We start from the raw sequence: 20,992 nt of genomic DNA on the forward strand, positions 1-20,992 counted from the left end.
GCTGTAAAGTTATAATGTATAGATCAAAAAGTAGTTACTCTAAAACTAGATCTCTACCAAATAGTAAAACAAAAAAAAGATGATTCATCTAGAATCATCTTTTCCAAATTTTATCCAAATATTTCCCAAACCATATACACCAACATTTTATAAACTAGTAGCATATAAGTTCTATTCTTCTAGTAATCATAGTAATCTTTTAATCTATGACGCCAACGCCATAAAAGGAAAGCATGGGTAAATGCGAAGCAAAATCAATGGGAATAACAGCCTTCGGATTCTGCTCAAAAGCTCCATGCACCTGGCAGCTGCCTGTTAATGCTCTGTCAAGTGTAATCAGGATTGAATGTGCATCTTGCTGCTCATAGCTTGTGATACTTAAGAAGCCCTCTGCGTCCTCGACTACGAATGGCAAATGATCTGCGCCTACATCAAATGTAAATAGCCTGTCTGAAACATGCTGAAATTGAAGCTGTACTTTATCGGCATCCACCTTCTTAGCTTCAGATAGATCCGGAGCATTTCCGAGGAAGCCTTTTCCGTACACATGCTTGAGCGCGGTTCTGGCTAATCTTTCCCCCAAGACCATATTCGACGCCGAGCTTATATGGACAGCATCGGAAAGCCCGCTATCTGTCGATGGAATTACATAGACATCAGGAATTTGCTGGCCCGCCTGCCTCTGGGCTTCTCTTACTTTGCCCCAGCACTTGTCAGAAATCGCATTTGCTTGAGCCACATAGCGGTTTAATTGTACTGTGAGAATGGGCAAGCTAGGGGCGTTCAAATCTTCCCTAAGATGTGCAACCATGCTTTTAAATCTTTCCAGATAGGTATCGCAAGCTTCCTCTGAAGTGTCTGAGCATCCCTGGTACCACAATACGCCTTTGATGCTGTTAGCCTGTGAAGCTAATATTTGCATCATATTCCGGTATAAATAACCATCCTCTTCGGGATTCCACGCGCTAAGCGGAGAGCCCCCAAGTGATGCCTGTATGAGGCCTATGGGATAACCAAGCTCTTTCTTCAGCTTTTTGGAGAAGCTTAAATAAGGCGAGTGCCCCGGGTTGCTTTGCTCTCTGTTTTCTTTATGTATCGTATTCGTAGATTCATTGAGGGGATGAGAGGCTAAGTCCCACTTTCCGCTGTTCCTTAAAACGTGTATCCCTATTTCGGGTGCATCCTGGATCGGGTCTTTCCCATAGCCCGCTGAATTGCTTTGCCCCGTAATCACGTATACGTCGCCCACTCCGATATGATGAATCATATCGCCCCGGGTAGCCCATTCCAATGCTTTATTGCCACCGTGATTGAAGCATGTTTCAATCCTGTACAGGCCGCCGGCCGGAACCTCTTCGATGGTTACTTCCCATTTCCCAGCTTCCGGGCTGCTGCTTGCCTTCCAGGGGATAACGGTTTCACCCGTTTCCTCCCTGACAATCCTTGCGTATACGGTGGGATCTGCCGGATTCTCGGGCTCGGTCAATACCCAAATCCCGGCAAGAGTAATGCTTGCTTTTCCATCTACCTGTTGAATGATTTGCCAGTCCTTGGGTCCTTGTTCAATGATCGCTCCTATTTGCATATAGCACCTTCCTCATTTCCATATTAATCCTACTATAGCATGATATTTCTTATATAAAAATAAGTAAATTCATATTTAGAACACTCTGCTAGATACATCCAAAAATAGGAATTAATATATTAAAAAGGTTGCAACAGTTTAACAAAAAATACTACTCTACCAGCCCAGTACGCTCAATGCCTTCCGAGAACCAACGCTGCGTAAAGGTGTAGATAATCAAAGGCGGTAAAATAATCAGAAAGGCTGCAGCCATTTTCGGGCCTTCAGAAATCGGATCCTTGCCTACGCCAGCATTAAAATTAATAGCACTATTGCCCATTAACTCCTGCTGCATCAAGTTAAGCCGTAGTGATAAAGGCTGAAATCCCTTGCTCAAAAACATCGACGGCTCATAATACATATTCCAGTACCAAATAAATGAAAACAGGAATACGACGATAATCGCCGGACGGGCCAGCGGAAGCATAATACGGAAAAATAGGCGAAATGCGCTCGCTCCGTCAATCTTTGCCGCCTCCTCCAGCGCCTTCGGTTGGGTCAGGAAAAACTGGCGGAAGATAATAATGAATAAAGCGCCACGCAGCCCTTGGGCAAACAACGCAGGGATAATAAATACGAAAGGCGTATTCAACCAGCCAAGCTTGCCGAAAATCGTGTACATCGGGATAATCGTAATTTGTGGTGGAACGAGAAATGTTACGATGATCAGGATGAAGGCCAGAGTTTTTCCCGGAAAATGGAGCCTGGCCAGCGCATAGCCTGTAATTGCACAGGATACAACCTGCAGGACAGAGCATGTCATGGCGATAACAAACGTGTTCGTGAACGCCTCGGGATATCGAAGACCACGCCACGCATCAGCCAGATTCTGCCCATAAATCTTGCGTGGAATCCACTGCACAACTGGATCAATCAGGTCGCTTACCGATTTGACCATCGTCGACATCATATAGAAAAGGGGCTGTAAATACAAAAACGCGATGACAGCCAGCAGAAAATAGATGATGATTTTCGCCAGCCAACCGTCGTTCATATGCTGTCCCATCAGCAGCTTCTTCACCTTCCCCGCCTGCCGGCTGTGCAGCTTCTGACGGAGATTCAATTTCGCCTGGTCGTAGCTTTCAGTTATTTTCATCGGAAGCCCCCCTTTTTCACAACTGAACGATAGGTAATCCAGAGCGCAGCACCAAGCAGTGCCAAGATTAAAGCGAAATAGATCCAAGCCTGTGCGCTTGCGTAGCCGTATCCCGTCTGTGGACGAAACATATTGTCCTTCACCGTCTGCATCACCGGGTTGAAAGGAAAAGTGAAGAGATCAACGATCGTAAACACCGCATTCAGGCCAATGAATGGCACCATTCCTGGCAGCGTAATTTTCCAGAAGCTCTCCCATGGCGTCGCTCCATCGATCCGGATCGCTTCGTACACAGATCGCGGAATCGTCTGGTAACCAGCAATAAAGATCAGAATCTGCACGCCTGAGTACCATAAAATAATAACCGCTTTGCTGAGCACATTCAGCATCGGCTCCGCGATCCTTGCCCCCACATATTCCCGCACAAGTCCTTCCAAATTATACTGCGCGATGAACGGCAGCTTCCCAGCTCCTTGACCGAACAATTCCATTAGTACCTGCCCTGTGGCAAAAATAACCGGAAGGAAAAATATCGCCCGGATCCAGGCACGTCCTGGCAGCTTCTGATTTAACAGCAGCGATACAAAAAATGAGAAAATAAGAATCAGCGGAATCATCAGCAGCATTTCCTGGAAATAGGTGATCAGCTGAATCGGATACACGTTATCCTCAACCAGCACCCGGCGGAAGTTATCCAGTCCCACCCATTTATATTGGAATCCATCATTAGTTAAACGCACTTGATTAAAGCTGTTAAAAAACGACCAGCCAACCGGAAAGGCGACAAACACCGCAAAGCCGATCGCCCATGGCAGCATGAACAGGTAGCCGGTACCGTAATCTTTAAAGCGGTAGCTCCAATAGCCTTTCTGTCTGTTCACGGTGTGTCCCCTCCTTTCACGACCTTGAAATCATTGCTGTTATAATCGACGGTCACTTCGCTTCCATCATCATAGATCATTGTGTAAACACCCTCAGCCTGCTTCTCGTGCTTCACCATCTGACGGTTGACTAACGATGCGAGACTGTCAAATTTCTTGTATTCCTCGACCACTCGGTCCTTCCATACCGCATACTCACTGCTGTACAAATCATCATAATGAGTTCCCTTCAGCTCACGGCTGCGGGTATAGGTCAGACGAAATGAAGGAATAGCGCCATATTCAATTGCCTTCAACAGTTCCCTGTCATACTCGCTGCGGACGTTTCCTTCTTTGCCTGAATAGAGTACCGAGCCATGTACGGCCATGGGATAAAAGGGAACCGTCTCATCCACGAAGAAATCGTAGCTGGCCTCCAGTGGAAAGTTAGACAGCAAATCGCTAGCAGGCATTATATAATCGTTGCCACGCTGTGTGGCTGCTGTTCCCAGCCGCTCTTTCGTATAAGCCAGCAATGACTTATAGAGATGAGCTGTATCTTCCCGCTGGACGCCTTGTACCGCATAATCACGGAACAAAATACTCCCAACGCCATTAAATAAAATACCATCCACCCCAAGCTTCTCCAGCCTATCGATGGTGTCCTTGGCTGACCGGACAGCCGTGGCCGGTTTCAGGAGGAAGGTCCCTTTGCGGGTCTGGAAAACCGTCGTATCAATGCTGCGGATTCCTTCCGTTTTCATCGACAGTTTCGTTTCATCAATTCTCATTGACGTGATAAAATCCTCAAGCAGCACCGGGATTCCACGCTCTCTCATTGATGCTGTAAATTGCTGCAATCCCTTTGCACCACCCAGCTTCTGCTGCACAGGAAAGCGCCTGTCGGTTTGGCCGAAGCCGCTAGCCTGCCAGCCTTCATAGACGACCTTCATATTGGCAACACCCTGTTCAGTTAAGTCCTCTACCATCCGCTCCGCCTGCTCAAATGTTGTCGCCGGAACATAGCTATTGCCGCCGAATACATCCTTCGTACCGCCTCCGACTATGCCTAACTGAAGTGGCACATGTGATATTGGCCCTAGCAGGCCGGGCAGTTGCTGTGTCGTAAGCAAATAGTCGCGATATGCTGCCGCCATCCCGCTGTAATCAGCTTCACTGCCGGACAGCAGCCGGTATTCAACCTTGCGGTCCTGCTGGATACGTTCCTTCTGGACGGAATTCACCGGCTGCGCCATCATGCTTACTCTGCGCAAATACTCCTCACGGTAGAGAAACTTGGCCCCGATCGAATGATAGGTTGTCTGAACGCCTGCGGGCATCGCCGTAATCCGCGTCGTGTACTTGCCATCTTTAACGATAGCTGCATACGCCTGGTCTCCCCGCTTGATCCCAAATACCGGATAAGCGATCGCTTCCCGCGGAATATCACGCTCCTGCAAATTGGCAGGGTCTTCGTCATAGATCATGTAATCATAGCGATTGCCTACTGCCGGACGGCTGCCATCATAATAAATCAGTCCGCCGGGACCGTCCGGAACAAACATATAGCCGTCCTCCTCTGTACCCGATACAGCTCCGAAATACGGAAGCAGCTGCAGGGAGAACAATTGGTGATCACCACTCTCTTCAATCCCCTGAGAAGGTATCGTCACTTCCAGGCCATGGTCGGTCAGCTCGTAACGGATCACGATAGCTAAGGACAGCTGGGTATACCGGTACGTCACTTCCACACCCCGGTCCGTTTGGATGAAGCTTTTTTCCAGCTTGGCTTCCAGCGCGTTGGTCATATTCCGCTGCGTCTTGCCAGAAGTCACATATTCCAGTACATAAGGGGACTGAAGATTGGACAATAGCATTCCCTTTACTGTTTCTTTGGCAAGCAGTTCCTTCGCTGGATTGCTGCGCCAAAGAAAGCCATTATGCTTGCTGCGCACGGCGATTTGCGTAGTCTCGGGTGCGATGAGCAGTGTATAGCCACTATTATCAGAGACGATCGCAAATCCGTTCTCATCTAGTGCCCCCGGCTGCCAAGCTTCGCCCTTCGCAAGTGGCGCAAAGGTTTGCACGCGCTGTGAAATCCCCATCTCCGCCAGCTTCGGCAGCGTATCGCGGTTAACCCAAGCGCTAATGGACGCCACAACAAAGGACAGGATGGCAATCACGATCACAAAACGCATCCAGGTTCTTTTGGGCCAATGCCTACGGAAAAAAGATTGCTTATTAGGTCGCTCAGGTCGCTTAGGCTGCTCAGGCCAGTGAGAGTTCGAGACATCCAGATCAGCCATAGAACGTCACCTCCCGGTAAATTTGCTTCACAAAATCAAACAAGTTGTAGCTCAGCCCCGACAGTATGACAATAAATATCCAGATGACTACAATCGTGAAAAGCGTTATGGCCGTAATCTTCACCGCTTCAAGAAAATCAAAGTTGTGAATGACCTGCGTCATAATGAAAAACTGCACAGCGATCCAAATCCACATCACCTGGATCAGTGCATCGACGATAATTCTTTCTTCCAGCACAACCAGGTTGGAGAGAAGAATCGCTGGAATCATCAACACGATATAAGGCACCAATGCGTAGGTGCTGGCCTGCAGCACCTCACGAAACCGTCCTTCGCCACCTTTAACAGCACTAACCAGATAATTCGCAATGATCCAGGTGACCCAAGGCACCAGCAGCAGGCAAACCTCCAAAACCAGATTCACCTTGCTCAGATCATAAGGATGAAAAATAAAGCCCATGCCGTATATGGAAAGCAGGCGAATCACGATCGCTAGCAGTATGATGGTGAGAATCATTGACCATGACACTTTTCGTTCCTTCAACCGATAAAAGCCCTCGTAAGGGTGCAGCATAAGATACCACGCATCTTTAGCTTCCTGTCCATATCGGACTGCAAAAGCCGGCCACGATCGTTTCCCCGCATAGACGCGGGCACGCTTATAAAGAAAGCGAAGCAGCAAGATGAGCAGGATCAGGAGTACAACCACATAAATCAAATTGCCCTGAATCCAGTCGTAGCGTATATTCCAGAAAGCGTCTGAGTATCCGGCCGCATCGTAGGAATCTTGAAAGTGCATCATCGCTTCCTTATAACGCTTCTCGTAAAGCGCAATTTCTCCCATGCCGTTGTAAGGCAGATTCATCATCCCATTCTGCTTCATAACGGCTTCCCAGTAAGGCTTGCTTTCCTCATAGCTGCCTTCCACATACAGCTTCGCTGCGGTTAAAAAGGCTTCCCCGAATGCGGTTCGTGTATACACCTGCAGCAGGTTCAGACTGCTATCGGCGACCCACAGCTCTTTTTTACTATTCACAGCCAGACTCGTCGGATAATTCACAATCCCTTGCTGATGCGCCGATTTATCCATATCACCAAAATAAACAAGCACATGGCCATAAGGATCATAAATAGACATTTCTCCAAACTCACTATTCATTCCGTACAAAAAGCGATCCGAATCGATCGCGGTGTCCACGAGCTTAATTTCGTTAAAGGTTTTATTTAAAAAGGCATCCGCGCCTCCTGCATTCAGCTTCTTGATTTCGCCCTTATCCACGCCAAAGCTTGTCGTCAAGAGAAAGCCGTCGCCCGATAACGTCACATTGGCAATCGCTCCCGGACGCTTGGCAATTTCTTTCTCCATTTGCTGCTGGTTAAGAACTGTCCTTTTTAGGCGTGTCAGCCAGTCCACATTGGTTTTATTCGCCCCAAAGAAGCCGGTAAACTGGCCTTCCCCATTCATCCGCAGCAGCCCCTGGTACGAGTCTTTATTGACAATGTACATGACCCCACGGTTATCCACAACCAGCTTAGTCGGCACATAAAAATAACCTTCCGGCAGCAGCAGGGATTGCGGCTTATTAAATGCACGCACATACTCGCCACTTGCACCGTACACAACAACACGCTTGTTGCCTGTATCGGCCACATAGATCATGCCAGCTTCGGTGACGAAAACACCTTCCGGCGCATTCAAGGCGCCCTCACCTTCACCTGTGCCCACTGCACGGAGGAATCGCCCCTGTTCATCGAACACTACAATGCGGTTATTTCCGGTGTCCGCCACATAGACATGATCATCGGCAGTGATATACAGATCACTCGGCGCCGAAAGAGGTACCTCTATGTCCGCATATCCAATCACCTGACGGGGCACATAAAGCGGTTGAATCTTGATCGCCCGGTTCGTCTCCTGATCGATAAACCAGGTGCTATAAGGCAAACGGGCCGAAGTGGACACTGGAAACAGCAGTGTTGTAACAAGCGAAATCAGTATAATGAAAGCGAGCCATGCCGTCTTTCCCCCAGCAAACTGCCTCTCATCCCGTCCTCTCATTTACTTCACCCCCGAATGCAGCATCGTCTGGATCATTTTGCGCTGGAATAGGAGGAACATGATGAGGTTGGGAATAAACATCAGCAGTGCGGCTGCGGCTGCCATGCTTTGCCCGGCTACACTGTTTTGCAGGTTGGCTGTTAAGCTAGTTACATAGAAGGCGAGCGTCTTCATCGTCTCCTTGGTCGTGTACAGTGTCGAGCCCTCTGCGTCCAGGTAAACCGCCTGGAACGTAATAATCGAAATGGTAGCTACGGCCGGAGCCGTCAGCGGAATAATAATACGCGTGAAAATGTACATATCATTCGCTCCGTCCAGCTTGGCCGCCTCCAGTAAGGAGTCCGGGATTTGGTCGATGAACTGCTTCATCAGAAACACCGCCACCGGCGAAGCGATAAACGGCAAAATATGAGCCAGATACGTATTCGTAATCCCCAGGCTGCTGACGATCAAATAGCGCGGAATCGCCACCGTCTCCGGTGCAAACATCAGCGACAGCATAATTAGCGACATGATCAGCGCCTTGAAATGAAAGCGGTGCTTCGCCAGCACATACCCCGCCATCGTGCTGACCAGGATCACGAAGACGAGCGATAGCGAAACGACGACAATACTGTTAAACAAGTAGCGCGTGAACGGCACCACAGCAGCCCCCGCATGCAAAAACAGCTGCTCGAAATTGCGCATCGTCGGCTCCTTCACCCAAATCGTCGGCGGGAATAAGAACAGCTCGTTCAGCGGTTTAAAAGCATTGTTGAACAAAAAGATAATCGGCAGCAGCATAAACACCGCTAGGCCAATAAAGACGATAATGAGCAGCGATCTGGATAGAGAGATCCGCTTGAGTTTGGATAGCCTTGACATCCTGGAAAACCGGGAGATCGTCGAAGGCTTATTTGGCTTGGATTGCTTGAAGAGCTTGGATTGCCTCGAGAACTTAGAATGCTTGGCAAGCTTGGAAAACTTTGAAAGCTCCTGAGGCGGTGCCATCGGGTTATTCCCCCTCCTTTGTCGCGAACAAACGATAGCAAAAGCGCATAACCAAATAGGAAATGATCAGCAGCGCCACCGAAACCGCCGAGGCATAGCCCCACTCGTAGCGCAGGAAGGCGTAATCATCAATATGATTCGTCATCAAATGCCCCGAGTAGCTCGGCGTAATGGCCAGGCCCGTAAGCTGGGTCGAGATCGCCCCGGCTTTGAGCGTTCCCACAATCGCCATCACGGCGCTGAACAGCATTTGCGGCTTCATCGACGGAATCGTGATGTAGTACACTTCCTGCAGCGCATTTTTGATGCCGTCAATTCGGCCAGCCTCATACAGCTCTGTATTCACCGTCTGCAGGCCGCCCAGCATCGCCAGAAAACCTACGCCCATGCTGGTCCATAGCGTGACGATAATCATAATGTTCATCAAATATTTCGGGTCCTGCAGCCACAGCTGCGACGTTTCAATCAAGCCGAACTTAAGCAAAATATTGTTCAAATAGCCGACCCGGTCCCCACTGAAGGTAGCGATCCAAATGACGGATAACGCCACACCTCCCGCCATCGAAGGCGCATAAAAAGCCAAAGTGAAGTAATCCCGGACACTTCTTGGCAGCTGATGAATAAGCCAGGCGAACACAAAGGACAACACGTAGCCGCCAGGTCCCACAATCAGTGCAAACTTGAACGTGTTGGGCAGTGTATATTTCATGAACACAACATCCTGTGTCACTAAGGCGATAAAATTATCGATCCCAATAAACGTCGGAAACGCAAATCCGTTGAACGTGGTCACACTGAGCACAACCGCCATAAGAACCGGAATCAGGATAAAGCAGCAAAAGGCGATCAGAAACGGCGCCAAAAACAGGTACGATAACCGGGCGCTCCAGCATTCCCGTACAAACTGCCGGAACCGCCGCACAAAGAGGGGGCCTGTAGGGACATCTCGCATAACTGGCATACCTGGCATGCCGGGCACACCGGGTATACTTGGCGCGCTGGACATTCTTGCTGCACCTGACGCAGCCGGCTCCATCGGCACCAGCCCAGATTGGCTTATGTGGTCTTTATTTCCCACCCTCATCGCCCCCTTCCCCTATGCTTCCGCCGGCTTCCCCGTCATAGCTGGGTAGATGCAGATTCATCCCCGGCCCAAAGCCGAACTCTTTCTGCTTGCGGGTCATTTCCCGCTGAAGCGATACGGCCGCTTTCCGGATCGCTTCTTTAGGCGGCATGCCGCTCAGCACCGTGTTATTCCAGGCAAAGTCCATTTCCCGCGCCAGGAAGTAATAGCCCGGCACGTAAGGCATGTTTTTGCCCCAGCGTCCTTGCTCGGCCAGCACATGCATATCCTCGCTTGGCCATGGCACATACTGCAGCGCCTCGATATTGGCCGGATTCCAGCGGTATTCAATCCCGGCAAATGATTCGATATCATTCGCATACTGGGCCTGTGTGTCCGTTGATGTCCACCAATCCAGAAACGTCCACGCCTGCTCTTTGTTCTTGCTCTTCTCCATCAGCATAGCTGCTGTGGTGCTTTGCTGCGACCAGCGGACGACTTGCCCGTCTTCCCCCCGCAGTCCCGGCAGAGGCGCCATCTTCCACTTCCCGGTAATTTCCGGTGCAGCCACGCTAAGCTGGATGTACGTATTGTAATCGGCGATGCCAATAGGAATATCCCCCGACCTGAAATGATTGAAAAAGGCCGGCACTTCCTTCGGCACATTATAGGTGCTGAACAAATCGGTCCACCGCTGAAAGGCTGCCTGCGCTGTCTTGCTGTCGATTGCCGTCTGCATCCCGTCCGCTGTATAAAATTCGGCACCCTGCTGGTAGAACGGCATCACGAATTCCTTGGCCGGATAATATATATCCATGCCATTCTCCTGCAGTGTCGGCAGCAGGTCCAGCACATCGTCCCACGTATCCGGCGGGGTCAATCCCAGTCGCTCCAGCACATCGGTCCGGTAAAACATCACCATAAACGACTGGGTCTCCGGCAGTCCATACATACCTTCGTTGTAAGCATAAGAACGCATCACGCCAGGGTTAAAGCGCTGCACGACGTCTTTAAAGCCCGGCAGTCGGGATAGTTCTGCTGCTGCCCCGCGCATGGCGTAATCGACCGGCGTTTCCATTCCCAGGCCAAGCGCTATATCCGGTTGATCCCCGGCCGCATTGCCCAGCATCAGCACATTCGTGCTCGGCATCAGGTTGACGTTCACCCGAATGCCTGTTTGGGGCGTAAAGTCGGCTTCAATCATTTTTTGCAGAAGATCGACATAGTCCCGGCCCCGCTGCACCCACACGGTGATCGCTTCCTCATCGTTCAAATCCTTCAGGTCATACTTCTGAAAAAAGGTACGTGCGAAGTTCAGTGTACTGTAGCTGATTTTGTCCCATGCATGAGGAAGCTTAAGCCCCGGATCCGCTTGCGGCTCGCGCACGACCAGATAATCCAGCAGCACAGCCTGACTTTCCATCGGCTTCATCCACGTGTTGATGCTCGTCTGTATATCCGCAAACACCTTCACTTGGTTGGGAATTTCATTGACATCCTCCAGCATCTTCTCCAGGCTGTTCATCGCGGAAGAAATCGCCGTCGTCGGATCGGTCACATGCTGGTTCAAGCCATCGACATAATCGCGAACGGTCCGCAAACGTTCGATAACTCCCGAGAGCTTGGTCTCGATCTGAGGATCGTACGCCTTCACCTGCCAGGTCCGTCCGGTGTCCAGATTCGAGCTGCTCCCGCTTCCGTAGTTGCCGGAGATCAGGCGAATATCCCGCTCCATCACGCTTAGATCCGTTAGCACATCCCGCAAGGATTCGGCCGCCGGGCTGATCAGCGAGCTATCTGCGATGAGACGCAGCTGGTGAACTCCTGCTTCCAGCCAAAACTGATAGGGCTTTCCGGTCTCGTCATTCAATGAACGAATCTCCATGTCCGAACTTGCCGGCAAGGCATAATGGAGCAGCTCGCGAAACGGCACCTGCCCATCCAGCATCACCGTGCGGTAAGCGGCTGCTTTGCCGTTATAGCCTTGCATAACCTTCATATCGATCACATACCAGCCGCTTGCCGGCACGGTAAATTCCCATTCGATCCAGTCCCCGGCCTGCTGCCAGCGGTCTCCGCCAATGGCGTTATAGACGAGCCGGCCTTTCGGGTCCGGGGAGAGATACGGCTCAGCCACACTTTGCGTCTGAATCCCAATCGCCGACTTGGCTTTATACTGCTCCGCCTCCATGACGGTAAACCAGCCTGTACCTGATTGCGGGGACGCTGTTGCGGCTGTTTCTGCATTCGTCTCTGCTTTTGTTTCCAAGCCTGCATCGTCCTCTGTCTCCACGCCCGTCACCGCAGTTGAATCCGAGTCTGCAACCACACCTGCCTCACTACCTGCCTCACTACCTGCTTCTCTATCCTTTCCTCCAGCAGCCACATAATCCGCATACACGGGAATCGGCTGCGGAGCTGCCAGCGTCAGCGAAGCGAGCGATAGCGGCTCCCTGCCTCCCGTCAGCCGGATCGTGTGCCGCCCTTTCGTCAGTGGCCACAAGAGTGGCTCCGATGACGCCGCATAATTCGTCACGAGTACCGTCCGCCACTCGCTCAGCTCCATCTGTACCGGACGAATTTCGTTGCCCAGTCCATTGCGCTCATACGGATATTGGCTGTCCTTCCACAGCCGCTCCAAGGTAATCCGCTCCGCTTCCCGGTAAGGGTATCTCCCGTCAATCTGGATACCACGTACTCCATTGGCGAAGCTTCCTTTCAGCGGTCTATACGCCACCGCCAGCGTGTACAATCCGTCTTGCGGCGCGTCCACGGTCCATTCGAGCCAGCCTCCGGCATCCGTCCAGTCGATGACCTCACTCTGCTGTTCATCGCTGCGCAGCACGATTTGGGCATCTGTCGAAGCTGCCGAGTATTCTGCTGCACGGACTGTAAGCTCTGATGTCCCTGGAGTCTCTGATGTCTGCGAAGTCTCTGATGCCTCTGATGTCTCTGATGACTCTGATGTCTCCAAAGTCTCCGAAGTCAGCAAGCCCTGCAGCGCCTGAACCTGCTCGCTCCGCAGCCACTGCACGTAGGCTGGAATCGTCTGCGTCTTGGCAGCCGATGCCTCGAGCGTGCTTCCCATTTGGATCGCGCTGGCCTGAAGCTTTGGAAATACGCGCTCCTCCTGGAAGTAATCTCTTATTCCCCACACGGCTACAACAAGCAGCAGCATCAAGCCCAGGATGAGCGTTCCCCGAAATTTGTTTACGTTCCTCATCCCGAAGCCTCCCGCCCTGTCAGCGATTCCCCGCTCTCCCGCTCAAACAGATGCGCTTTATCCATCCGCAGCACCATCTTGATCGTATCTCCCATGCGCACAGGCGTATGTGCATCAGCTCTCGATAAAATCGTATTCCCGCCCAAATTGGCGTGTACATACGTGTCAGGGCCCATAGGCTCTTTCATCTCCACCGTCACCGACACCTGCCAGCCGGCATATAGATCGGTTTGCAGCGCATCCCCATCGCACAGCACATGCTCGGGGCGCAAGCCCAGCACAACGTGCCGCAGGTTCGTATTCATCCCCCGTACATACTGGGCGTACGTCTCAGGAAGAAGCAGCTTTAACCGTTTATTTTCAAAGTAAATGCCATCGGAATGAGCAGCAATCGCCCCTTCAATGAAGTTCATTTGCGGTGTCCCGATAAATCCGGCTACAAACATGTTGCGTGGCTCGTCATAGAGCGTCTGTGGCGCAGCTACCTGCTGAATCTTGCCGTCACGCATCACCACGATCCGCGTGCCCATGGTCATCGCCTCTGTCTGGTCATGGGTGACATACACAAACGTTGTCTGCAGTTGACTGTGAATTTTAATGATTTCAGCGCGCGTCTGCGCCCGCAGCTTCGCATCCAGGTTCGAGAGCGGCTCATCCATCAGAAACGACTTCGGCTCCCGGACCAGTGCCCGCCCGAGCGCCACCCGCTGCTTCTGTCCTCCGGACAGCTGAGCCGGCCGCTTCGTCAACAGATGCGAAATTTCCAGCATCTTGGCAGCCCGGCTTACGCGCAGCTCTACCTCGTGCTTGGCTACCTTGCGGAGCTGCAGCCCCAGCGCCATATTGTCATAGACCGATAAGTTCGGGTACAATGCATAGTTTTGGAACACCATGGCAATGTCCCGGTCCTTCGGCGATACATAGTTCGTAAACTTCCCGTCAATGTAAATGTCACCTTGGGAGACGTCCTCTAGTCCAGCCAGCATGCGCAGCGTCGTTGACTTGCCGCAGCCAGACGGTCCAACCATCACAAGAAATTCCCCATCCGCAACGTCGAGATGAAAATCGTTAACCGAGGGATTCGGCTCCCCTTTGTAATATTTATATACGTGCTGAAAGACCACATTCCCCACTTTTCAAAACCCTCCTTTCGACTTGCCAAAAACCACACTATAAGCTATATTTTCTAATCTCTATTTTCTAAGCTCTAATCTCTAATCTCTATTCTCTATTCTCTATTCTCTATGCTCTATGCTCTAAGCTCTGAGCTCTAAGCTCTAAGCTCTAAGCTCTAAGCTCTACAGGCGCTCCTGCACCGTATAATAAGCACCGGCGCAAGAGAGCCATAAGCAGCTGCGGATAGCTTACCAGCCGGTTACCAGCCTAAATCTTTACGTAATTTCGGTGAATTTTCATTAAATTTATCCACTAAAGGAACGAGCGATGTAATATCGAAATCCTTGGTCATAGCTCTAAAAAGCGGATCATCAACAGTGGCATTGAAATTATCTAAATCTGGAATGATAGGGTCCAGCAAGAAGCAGCACATATTTTTGCTCATTTTAAGAACCTCTAGATCCTTTCCTTGCCAAGTTGGTGTCTTTTCCAATTCAGCATCAAGATCAGGGTGAATGACAAATGCATTCGAGCCATTCTTAATATGCCATTTCTGTGCTTCCATCTCGAATTGAAAGCTGATCCATTTGTAGGCTGCATCTTTATGCTTAGAGGCGCTTAGAATCCCGATCGGCCCAAGCAGCTGCGCTGTTACTTGCTTCTCTTTTCCTCTTGGAACGGGGAGAATATCCCAGTCAAACGTTGCAAGCTCATTATAGCCCGGAACGACCCAGTCTGCCCCAAGCGTGAACAGCACCTTGCCTGTCAAGAAGTTATTGGCCTGCTCCCAGCCCAGCTTTGCTGCTTCCTCGTCCGTCGGCTTAACATGCCATTTGGTCGTTAGCTCCTGCAGCCATTTCAGATCTGCCTGAACGCCTGGCGTATTGAATACACTTTGGGACAAATCTTCATTGAAAAAACGCAGGTTAGCAGCATTGCCGTTCGCCACTGGCAGCATCCAGTTAAAATGCGAGCTGAATAAAGAATCATAGGATAATCCATATTCATTCGCCGCAGGGTCTGTAGCCTTCTTGGCCATCTCCAGCATGTCGTCGTAAGTCCAATCATACGAAGGCATTTCCATGCCATGTTTTTTTAATAAATCTTTGTTGACTACCATCCATTCCGAAATGAAGGTGTATGGAATGGCAAACGTTTTTCCGTCTGGTGTTTTGAACGCATCCACAAACCCGTCGATAATTTTGGCGTTTTGAATGTTGGGATCTTTGGCAATATAGGGTGTTAAATCTTCCAGCATGCCATCCTTCAGCCATGGGGTTAGCCCTGCAATCCAGACCAAATCCGCTGGATCCCCTGCCGCCTGCATGGCAACAGCTTTATCGACGCCCCATTCTTCTGCTTGAATCGTAATCCATGGATATTTCTCATGAAAAAGATCAAATAACTCCTGAGTAGCCCCAACATGCCAAGATAACAGCTTTAAGGTAACCGGATCACGATTCTCTTCCTCTTTCGGTGGTGCTTCTGGCGCAGCCGTCTTTTCCGCTTGTTGTGTGCCTTCCGGGGACGTACTCTCCTCAGTGGAATTTGTTTTGGAGCATGCTGTAACAACTAACAAACCTGCAAGCACAATAGTAAGCAATAGAACTAAAGATTTTCCTTTCATATTATTCCCCCTTTTTCTTCAGTTTTAGATAGCGTTTACAATTCATTAGTGCTTTTTCGAATCCTGCTCTTGGTGAAAGTTCCTCCTTACCATGTACTTAGTTTTAGTGCAGCAGCAGCTTTTGATGATAACTGGAGTACTTTTTTACGAAAAAGTAGTCTTTTTTTGTATGCGAATTCTGCTCATCCAGCTTGGATGCTGTTCACTGCTTTCTAGTGTACAGCTTAACTCAGCCTGCGTCTTTGCAGAACATATTGGTCTTTCCTCTAATTCCCATTTGGTATTCCTTGTGATAGCTTCCTAATTTCGATACCGTTTGCATTTTATTGACTTGTTCATCCATTACACACTGCCTGTTTACTGACACCAGACACCCATGGTACAATTTGGAATAAATTCAACAACCTTTCTCAAGGGAGATGATCGTATGCACATCCGTATGTTTGATTTCGTCTGCGACTATAATCGACCTGCAAACCAATTACAGGCATCCCAGTTCTCCCCGCTTCTGATTCATCCCGATCACCATGAAATGCTATATATAATCGAAGGAACCGTCCTACTTCATAGCATTAATCATCAGTATGAAATCGTAGGTCCTTCTCTGATTTTGCTTCCCCTCAATACCTTCCATCAACTGATTCATATTTCCAAGCATTATTGCTATGCCTACTGGGAGCTTGAAGACGATGCAAATGGATCATTTCCACAGCCCCATCAGTGTACGATCTGGAACGATCTTCAGAGCACATTAGACCGGACTCTCCCCCATGTAGACATGCTCTATCAGCGAATGAATGAGCTTATTACATTAATGAATACGGACTGGATGCAGCAGCATCCTGAATTAATTCATGAAATAACTCTTTCTGATATTACAGCCATTCTGGCCTTAACCCGGCATGCTGTGAAACCTTATGAGCCCAGTGAAAAAATAACCCCTCTGACCAACAGCCGGATCACCCCTACCAAAGAAACGATCGAAATGCTGGTCCGTTGGATGGAGGAAAGCTATTGGGACAATATCACTTTGCAAACACTTTCTGAAAGAGTTCACTTTAATTCTTCTTATTTAATCCGTATGTTTAGAGAGTATCAGGGAGAAACTCCCTTCCAATACTTGAACAGATTAAGAATGAATGCTGCGATCAGCTACCTCGCTAACAGCAGCCTGAGTATTCAGGAAATTGCCTTTACGATCGGGTATCAAAGTATTCATTACTTCAGCCGATTATTTAAGCAAACCTATGGCACAAGCCCCGCCCAGTGGCGAATAGAGCACAAAATCCCCGTGCAGCAAAACGGTAACTGAGCTGAGAATACTGCTCTTGCACCCCATCTTCTAAGCGACAGTGCAAGAGCAGTAACTAACATATAGCTTACCAGCCCATCTCTTTACGCAGCTTCAATGTATCTTCATTAAATTTATCTACCCTAGAAACAAGGGAAGTAATATCGAAATTTGTATACATGCTTTCAAACAATGCTGCATCAATATTTTGGAATTCATCAAAGTCTGGAATGGTTGGACCCGGCAAGTTGCAGCACATCGTTCTGGTCATTTTGACGACCTCTGTATCCTTTCCTTTCCATGTCGGGGTGCGGTCAATTTCAGCATCAATTTCAGGATGAATCACAAATGTATTGGAGCCATTCTTCACATTCCACTTCTGTGCCTCTAATTCAAACTGGAAGCTGATCCATTTAAACGCCTCTTCCTTATGCTTGGATGCACTAAGAATCGAGATCGGGCCGAGAAGCTGAACCGTTGCTTGCGTCACTTTGCCTCTTGGCAGCGGTAGCAGATCCCATTCGAATGTGGCGAGCTCATTGTAGCCTGGAATTACCCAGTCTGCGCCCAGCGTAAACAGTACTTTTCCGGTAAGGAAGTTATTCGCCTTCTCCCAGCCTAGCTTTGCTGCTTCTTCATCACTAGGTCTGACGTGCCACTTGGTCGTTAAATCCTGCAGCCACTTCATATCTGCCAGCACTTCTGGCGTGTTCAATAAATTTTGTGACAAATCCTCATTGAAAAACCGTAAATTGGGGGCATGCCCATTAGCCACAGGCAGAATCCAGTTAAAATGAGAAGCCATCAAGGAATCATAGGAAATGCCATATTCATTTGCCGCAGGATCTGTAGCCTTCTTGGCCATTTCCAGCATATCGTCATAGGTCCAGTCATAGGAAGGCATTTCCATACCGTGTTTTTTCAACAAATCTTTGTTGACAACAATCCATTCCGAAATAGCCGTGTAGGGAATCGCCCAAAGCTTATCATCCGGTGTTTTAAAGGCATCCAGGAAGCCATCAATGATTTTTGCATTTTGAATGGTGGGGTCTTTCGCGATATAAGGAGTCAAATCCTCCAGCATACCGTCCTTCAGCCAGGGGCTTAGCCCAGTAATCCAGACCAAATCTGCGGGTTCACCGGCAGCCTGCATAGCCACAGCTTTATCAATGCCCCATTCCTCCACTTCGATCGTAATCCATGGATACTTTTCATGAAACATATCAAATAACTCCTGATGTGCCCCTACGTGCCAAGCTAACAATTTCAAAGTTACAGGTTCGTGCTTTTCTTCCTCTTTCGGCGGTGCAGCTGTGGCTTTTTCAGTATCCGTTTGCTTAGTTTCTTGGGGAATAGCAGTGTCCTTAATCTCTTTGGAATCTGTTTTCGTGCACGCCGTAATAACCAGCAGACATACTAGCATTACCGTAAATAACGGGCTAATAAAAACCTTCCTTTTCATGCCTAACACCCCTTTTTTATAGGTTGATTAATAAGGACTTGCCACCAAATCTCCGCTATTATTGACTGTCACCTTATAACGGTAACCGTTAGGAGCCTTGAGAACAATTCCTTCCCCTTCGACATCGAGGGATCTGTTTAACTCATTAATGAATGAATTCCTGAAATGACTGTCGATCCTCGTATACAGCTCCATGCCGGTTACATAGGTGGAACCCGCTTCAGCCGTTATTTTAATCCTGCCGTAAGCTGCATCTGAGGGAATGTTCACGGACACCATGAAATCCAACCAGTCAGAAGCCATGTCATCGGTCCCGAACAATCTGGTTTCCGCTGTAGAAGAAGCCGTCCCATTCGCTTTGTACCAGACGATTCTAATGCCTGTCTGCCCATAGCCATTGCTGATCTTCGCTTTTGCCTGAAAGACAGCCTCCGCACTCGCAGTTACAGCAAACGGTTTCGACAGGATATAAGCCTCACCCGTTGCGCAAACCTCAATAGCACTGCTGTATCCTTGAGGAAGGCTTGAAACCGCTTTGCTGAAGTAGACCGTTCCGGAGCCATACAGATTAGTCCAGGCCCAGCCAGACTTATCGTTCGTATTATGTGCTGTCGTCATATTCTCGCCCGTTGTGTCAACTGAAGAGATCAGGTTTGTGTAATCCCGCTTGTCATGAATCGTGTATCGTTTCACATTACTATCCTGTGTATAAGCAAAGTGCGTATCGGCCACAAAAACCCGGCTTCTTTCTTTAGGTATAGCGATCTTCTGCGGATTCCACTCCCCTAAATCGCAGCCCCCAACGCTGACGTGGTAATGAGGCGCCTGAGTCAAACCCGAAATCATATAATTGGTTAAATAACCGCCTACTCCTGCGCTTCTGCTCATTCTTATATGTTCCAGACGCAAGGAGCCTTCTGCATTGGCAGCGATTTCAAACATCGGCAGCCCGGAATTCCCTCCCATAAATCCGCCATGAACACCATCAATCGTTACATCGCCTTCGGCAACTACCCATGTACAGGGCATTTCCATCACACAGTTAGCTATAATGATGTTCTTCCCCTTAAGCCCACAGCCTTCTAAATAAATCACCTTCAGCAGCTCACTGTCTTCCACCGAAACTTGACCAATTTTGCAATAAATCAAATTAGAAGCTGCTGTTTGAAATGGATTTCCCTCTGTCAGCGACCACTCTCGCTCATGGCAATCCAGCGTGCTCCCCGATATTTTCAGAAATCCATTCGGCTGGTTGCTGATCACACAGTTCTGAATGCCTCTTGTAACATAACCATACAAATAATTTTCACTTTGCGAGGTGTCATAAGGATTCGGATCGTCAAGCCAGGCCCCGTACTGGATGCCAACCAGTATATTTCTGATAAACAAGCCGAATATATTGACATAACCGGAATGTGGAAAGCCGGGTCGTGAATACCAATGAATGGCTGCTTTGTAGTTGGTGTTAAATTGGCCTTCTATTTTGAGATTAAGCAGATGCAGATAAATACCGGTTATTTTCAGGATGGCATCTTTATCGGAAGCCGAATCACTGCTTTTAGAAATACCTATCAGAAAGTACCCGTTAAAATCGATCGTCTGCACATCCCCTTTCATTTCAACGGATTTGACATAATAATTGCGGGTAAAAATAACAGTTTGCCCGGAGTCGAACGCTGCCTGCACAGCTGCCGTATCATCAGGCCCAGTGCCCACCTTGTAAAAATCGGGAGTTACGGCCCGGCCGCCAAATTCTGCATCTATCCGGTCGAAGTTGCCATTAACATCAATGGGATCAAGCGGATCCGACTTGCTTAGCTTTAAATAGGCTGTCGATAACGGGGATGCTGCGCAAGGGATACCACCACCTGCCATGAACACTAAACTGCCTGCTCCAAGAGCTGTCAGCATCTTTCTTCTGCTTAATGTCTTTCCACTTTGTTCCTCATCATTTCTCATACACAATTCCTCCTTTAATGTTTTTGCGGATTAATTGCTCTGCCCCCTCCTTCGTTACTCTTAGTTTACAGAGTGAGGACGGCATCGTCTTTGCAAATCTTATTGCTCTTTATTTTCTCGTTTCCCTTGTGATAATCCCCCACTTTTGATAGCGTTTGCATTTTATTGACTTATTCCGTTTTCCTCAGCCATTGGATCGTCTTTTATATGAGGGATATCCGTTTTCTTACTGTGTACTCGCAAGAGTCACTGTTTACCGCCCTTTGATTTTCATGATACAATTACCATAAATTATGGAATATAGAGAAATAAGATT

At 49.0% G+C, this 20,992-nt stretch carries 13 protein-coding genes; 1 reads left to right on the forward strand and 12 read right to left on the reverse strand.

All coding sequences use genetic code 11. The annotated features are described in order from the left end of the window. Nucleotides 1-199 precede the first annotated feature (199 nt). The 10 genes from J2Z66_RS00180 to J2Z66_RS00225 all read right to left on the reverse strand — a co-directional run bounded on the left by J2Z66_RS00180 (nucleotide 200) and on the right by J2Z66_RS00225 (nucleotide 15,964). Nucleotides 200-1,585, reverse strand: coding sequence for a sialate O-acetylesterase (locus J2Z66_RS00180; protein WP_209968339.1), 1,386 nt, complete (start codon nucleotides 1,583-1,585; stop codon nucleotides 200-202). 151 nt (nucleotides 1,586-1,736) lie between these two features. Then, nucleotides 1,737-2,720, reverse strand: coding sequence for a carbohydrate ABC transporter permease (locus tag J2Z66_RS00185; RefSeq protein WP_209968341.1), 984 nt, complete (start codon nucleotides 2,718-2,720; stop codon nucleotides 1,737-1,739). Beyond that, the gene (locus J2Z66_RS00190) at nucleotides 2,717-3,601 is read right to left on the reverse strand and encodes a carbohydrate ABC transporter permease (protein WP_312894319.1); all 885 of its coding nucleotides are present in this window, start codon (nucleotides 3,599-3,601) and stop codon (nucleotides 2,717-2,719) included. Before J2Z66_RS00190 ends, J2Z66_RS00185 begins: the two co-directional genes overlap by 4 nt. Next, complete coding sequence (locus tag J2Z66_RS00195) at nucleotides 3,598-5,886, reverse strand: DUF5696 domain-containing protein (protein WP_209968344.1); 2,289 nt, start codon at nucleotides 5,884-5,886, stop codon at nucleotides 3,598-3,600. Before J2Z66_RS00195 ends, J2Z66_RS00190 begins: the two co-directional genes overlap by 4 nt. Next, on the reverse strand, nucleotides 5,879-7,945 hold the full coding sequence (locus tag J2Z66_RS00200) for a YIP1 family protein (RefSeq protein ID WP_209968347.1): 2,067 nt from the start codon (nucleotides 7,943-7,945) through the stop codon (nucleotides 5,879-5,881). The genes J2Z66_RS00195 and J2Z66_RS00200 overlap by 8 nt, the downstream gene beginning before the upstream one ends. Further along, a complete protein-coding gene (locus tag J2Z66_RS00205; RefSeq protein ID WP_245375172.1) occupies nucleotides 7,946-8,935 on the reverse strand; it encodes a carbohydrate ABC transporter permease in 990 nt (329 codons plus the stop codon). Nucleotides 8,936-8,939: 4 nt separating this feature from the next. Beyond that, on the reverse strand, nucleotides 8,940-10,013 hold the full coding sequence (locus J2Z66_RS00210; RefSeq protein ID WP_312894320.1) for a carbohydrate ABC transporter permease: 1,074 nt from the start codon (nucleotides 10,011-10,013) through the stop codon (nucleotides 8,940-8,942). Continuing rightward, on the reverse strand, nucleotides 10,003-13,221 hold the full coding sequence (locus J2Z66_RS00215) for an extracellular solute-binding protein (protein ID WP_209968349.1): 3,219 nt from the start codon (nucleotides 13,219-13,221) through the stop codon (nucleotides 10,003-10,005). The genes J2Z66_RS00210 and J2Z66_RS00215 overlap by 11 nt, the downstream gene beginning before the upstream one ends. Further along, nucleotides 13,218-14,354 (reverse strand): ABC transporter ATP-binding protein, encoded by a 1,137-nt coding sequence (locus J2Z66_RS00220; protein ID WP_209968352.1) that lies wholly within the window; start codon nucleotides 14,352-14,354, stop codon nucleotides 13,218-13,220. The genes J2Z66_RS00215 and J2Z66_RS00220 overlap by 4 nt, the downstream gene beginning before the upstream one ends. A 242-nt stretch (nucleotides 14,355-14,596) precedes the next feature. Continuing rightward, the gene (locus J2Z66_RS00225; protein ID WP_209968354.1) at nucleotides 14,597-15,964 is read right to left on the reverse strand and encodes an ABC transporter substrate-binding protein; all 1,368 of its coding nucleotides are present in this window, start codon (nucleotides 15,962-15,964) and stop codon (nucleotides 14,597-14,599) included. Nucleotides 15,965-16,391: 427 nt separating this feature from the next. Between J2Z66_RS00225 and J2Z66_RS00230 the strand changes: the two genes are divergently transcribed. Continuing rightward, nucleotides 16,392-17,276: a helix-turn-helix transcriptional regulator gene (locus J2Z66_RS00230; RefSeq protein ID WP_209968356.1), complete on the forward strand. Its 885-nt coding sequence runs from the start codon at nucleotides 16,392-16,394 to the stop codon at nucleotides 17,274-17,276. 67 nt (nucleotides 17,277-17,343) lie between these two features. On the opposite strand, the gene J2Z66_RS00235 is transcribed toward J2Z66_RS00230, so the two are convergent. Beyond that, nucleotides 17,344-18,717 (reverse strand): ABC transporter substrate-binding protein, encoded by a 1,374-nt coding sequence (locus tag J2Z66_RS00235; protein ID WP_209968359.1) that lies wholly within the window; start codon nucleotides 18,715-18,717, stop codon nucleotides 17,344-17,346. A gap of 27 nt (nucleotides 18,718-18,744) precedes the next feature. Then, on the reverse strand, nucleotides 18,745-20,676 hold the full coding sequence (locus tag J2Z66_RS00240; protein WP_209968362.1) for a hypothetical protein: 1,932 nt from the start codon (nucleotides 20,674-20,676) through the stop codon (nucleotides 18,745-18,747). Nucleotides 20,677-20,992 lie beyond the last annotated feature (316 nt).

Origin of the sequence: Paenibacillus eucommiae, from assembly GCF_017874215.1 — a bacterium.
Taxonomy (GTDB): domain Bacteria; phylum Bacillota; class Bacilli; order Paenibacillales; family NBRC-103111; genus Paenibacillus_AI; species Paenibacillus_AI eucommiae.

Coding starts and splice junctions, on each gene's coding strand:
- J2Z66_RS00180 (WP_209968339.1), bottom strand. CDS start 1,585: ATGCAAATAGGAGCGATCATTGAACAAGGACCCAAGGACTGGCAAATC.
- J2Z66_RS00185 (WP_209968341.1), bottom strand. CDS start 2,720: ATGAAAATAACTGAAAGCTACGACCAGGCGAAATTGAATCTCCGTCAG.
- J2Z66_RS00195 (WP_209968344.1), bottom strand. CDS start 5,886: ATGGCTGATCTGGATGTCTCGAACTCTCACTGGCCTGAGCAGCCTAAG.
- J2Z66_RS00200 (WP_209968347.1), bottom strand. CDS start 7,945: ATGAGAGGACGGGATGAGAGGCAGTTTGCTGGGGGAAAGACGGCATGG.
- J2Z66_RS00205 (WP_245375172.1), bottom strand. CDS start 8,935: ATGGCACCGCCTCAGGAGCTTTCAAAGTTTTCCAAGCTTGCCAAGCAT.
- J2Z66_RS00215 (WP_209968349.1), bottom strand. CDS start 13,221: ATGAGGAACGTAAACAAATTTCGGGGAACGCTCATCCTGGGCTTGATG.
- J2Z66_RS00225 (WP_209968354.1), bottom strand. CDS start 15,964: ATGAAAGGAAAATCTTTAGTTCTATTGCTTACTATTGTGCTTGCAGGT.
- J2Z66_RS00230 (WP_209968356.1), top strand. CDS start 16,392: ATGCACATCCGTATGTTTGATTTCGTCTGCGACTATAATCGACCTGCA.
- J2Z66_RS00235 (WP_209968359.1), bottom strand. CDS start 18,717: ATGAAAAGGAAGGTTTTTATTAGCCCGTTATTTACGGTAATGCTAGTA.
- J2Z66_RS00240 (WP_209968362.1), bottom strand. CDS start 20,676: ATGAGAAATGATGAGGAACAAAGTGGAAAGACATTAAGCAGAAGAAAG.